The following is a 2,750-nucleotide window of genomic DNA, read 5'->3' as shown; positions in this document are numbered from 1 at the left end:
TAATCTGAACTCGTTTCAGATTCTATAAATCCTCATCATGAATTTGATGAGGATTTTTTTTGTTGAATAGTTTTTTTTAGTACTGTAAAGGATTTTTTGGACCAAGCTATATTTTTGAGGACTGGCATAATTATGCATATAATTTAGTTATCCTAAACAAGAAGAATTCAATATCTCTGACACCTTTAAATTTGCTCTAATTTTTTTTGTATTAAAAGACCCCGCGGAAGCATTTGTACTTCTATTATCAAAATAGTTTAAAATTGGTTCGTAATGGATTTGTATCGATTTTGAAATCGTGTTGAAGGATTTATCCAGCATCGCTACTTTATTATACCACTACGCTAATTTCAATCTAGCTATATTTTTATCCGTATTATTTTCATAAATGTAACTTAGACTTTGTGATAACTCGTACGCTTTTTCTATACTTGGATACAATTCAAATAATAAAGAAGCTCTTTGAACTTGTGTTTGAGTCCATTTATTTCTGGATTTGAATAATATATATCTACTTCTGGCTAAAAGTTGTCTTTTTGTATCTCCGTTACTAAGTAACTCAGGTTTTTATGTTTTTTTCTGTTTTCTATCTCTTTCAAAATCATTGTTTTCTTGTTCAATAATCCCTTGTGTTAATCTAATACGCCATTATTGAACAGATTAAGTTGTAAATTTTTAAACATGGAATCTATCGGTTACAATGGCTCCTTTCTTTCCTTTGGCATTTTTATCAGTCAAAATGGTATATAGTTCGCCATTAGAAAGTGAGGTCTCACCTAAACTTAGATATTTGCTTAGGTTTTTACTAAACAGCAACCATTTTTTAGTATGCGTTTTTTGTGTCCAATTTTTAAAATCACTTAAATGATTTTATAATGATACTGTAGTTTTTTACCATTGGCGTTGTTGTAATAGTTCCCGAGTTTACTGGCGCTTACAGCATTGTTATCCAATGATACCTTTTAAAAAAGACGCGAATTCAGAAGTTATTCGTGTCCCTTTAGCTACGATTTCCCAATCTCTTTTATTACCCCACTCTCTAAAGTCCATCGTTGTCGTTTAATGTGAAGGAGTACTGATTTGCCTCGAAGAGGAAAGTCTTCAACTGTAATTTCCGGAGTGAAGCCTTTGGATTTGGCTAACTTGAATTTATATTCTTCAGGTATGATGTTTTTTCCCTAGGTAAAAGTGTGCTTTTCTTTTTCTAGTTTGTGAGATGCCGGGTCAAAATAATCTAGTATTCCTTCGGGTAAAAAATAAATAGCTAATTCTAAATCCAAAACATGTTTTTTTAGTAATGCAAATCTAGTTATTTAAATATTTGTCCCCAAGTTTTTGGCTTGATCCGAAATCTTTGTATTGATGTTGTAATTTTTTGTCAGAAACTCCATAGAAAGAAGCAATAGCATTAAAATTATTTGGTCTGGAATCTATTGATTTCTTTTAGAAAAGACGCAAACTCTTGTGTTACCCAAGTCCCCGTCTGTTACTAAATTCCAATCCCTAAATACGTTTTACCAATATCTTCATTAAGTCATCTTTTACCTGTGATATGAAGATACACTTGATGTCCACGAATAGGAAAGTCTTGAACTGTTATCTCATCAAAGAATCCTTTTGAATTTAGTTTTTCATGGCGATGCTCTCTTGGAATAGAGTTGCTCTCTTTTAAATACAAATGAAGTACTTCTTGCTCTTTTTTATAAAAAGTTAACTCGAAATATTCGACGATTATCTCCGATAATAATAACTTGATAAGTTCGCTATAGGAATCTTGTATTTGCATCTGATTTGGAAATACAAATATCTCCTTTTTTATATTTCTCCATAACTTTTAGACTTGATCTAATTTTTCACCAATAACTCAGTTGATAGTGTTATCAGTATTATAATTATTTGGGCTAGAGTCTATTGATCCCTTTTTGAAAAAAACAAACTCCTGGGTTGTTCGATTTTTACTTCTAACTAAATTTTAATTTCTAAAAATAGCTTTAGTAGTGCTATTATAGAGTCATATGAAGATATACTGGAAAATCCTGAACAGTTATCTCATCAAAGAGCCTTTCGGAGCTTAATTTGTGTTCTCGATATTCTTTTGGAATAGAATTAATCTATTTTAAGTAGTGATGAAGGACTTCTTGTTCTTTTCTATAAGAAGTTAACTCGAAATATTCGAGGATTATCTCAGTTAATAATTATTTGATTAGTTCGCTATAGGAATCTTGCATTTATGTTTAATTTGAAAATACAAAGATTTTTTTTGATTTTTCCCTATAACTTTTAGGATTGATGCAGATTTGCATCTTTTTGTATAATGGGTCGGCTATTCGCTACGTGTCCTTACCAAATTGCGTTTCAATTCCATTTTCTTGCGGGTTTTTCGCTGTTATTATTAGCGCTTGCGGTTTTACTAAATTCTGTTTGCATTATATTATATAGTATGTAGCTTGTATCAATGCTATTTATTGTTGGTACAACAATTTACAATCCGACTAAAATCGCTATAAATCGGAGTTTCGAGTCAGATTAGATAAATAAAGAAGAGAATAATAAAGTTATACTATATATAGTATGGTACAGCAAAGAGCGAAGATTGGAAGAATCTGTGTCATTAAATACAAATCAACCTAAAAAACTTTTAGATTCAAGAATCATGTTTTCAGCGAGTTAAATAAAAAGACAAGAAAACGTTAAAAAAAAGTGATTAAAAAGCTTGAATAACTGAATAAAGGTGCTACTTTTGCACCCGC

3 protein-coding genes and 1 pseudogene are annotated in these 2,750 nt (G+C 30.7%); all 4 read right to left on the bottom strand.

The window, feature by feature from the left end:
- Nucleotides 1–147: 147 nt before the first annotated feature.
- Nucleotides 148–507, bottom strand: a pseudogene (locus tag FNW38_RS17630) (transposase).
- A gap of 168 nt (nucleotides 508–675) precedes the next feature.
- Entirely contained in the window at nucleotides 676–816 is a 141-nt protein-coding gene (locus FNW38_RS17855) for a hypothetical protein (protein ID WP_235890238.1), read from the bottom strand.
- Between the two features lie 188 nt (nucleotides 817–1,004).
- Nucleotides 1,005–1,166, bottom strand: coding sequence for a hypothetical protein (locus FNW38_RS18055; protein ID WP_449404050.1), 162 nt, complete (start codon nucleotides 1,164–1,166; stop codon nucleotides 1,005–1,007).
- Between the two features lie 368 nt (nucleotides 1,167–1,534).
- Nucleotides 1,535–1,786, bottom strand: coding sequence for an ISAon1 family transposase N-terminal region protein (locus FNW38_RS17260; RefSeq protein ID WP_143389008.1), 252 nt, complete (start codon nucleotides 1,784–1,786; stop codon nucleotides 1,535–1,537).
- Nucleotides 1,787–2,750 lie beyond the last annotated feature (964 nt).

Source organism: Flavobacterium gawalongense (assembly GCF_007097265.1).
Taxonomy (GTDB): Bacteria; Bacteroidota; Bacteroidia; order Flavobacteriales; family Flavobacteriaceae; genus Flavobacterium; species Flavobacterium gawalongense.
Note: the sequence above shows the minus strand (reverse complement) of the source record. Positions and strands in the feature narration are given on the sequence as shown.

What these genes read in the sequence shown, in the direction of transcription:
- FNW38_RS17260 (WP_143389008.1), bottom strand. Translation starts at nt 1,786, where the DNA reads ATGCAAATACAAGATTCCTATAGCGAACTTATCAAGTTATTATTATCG.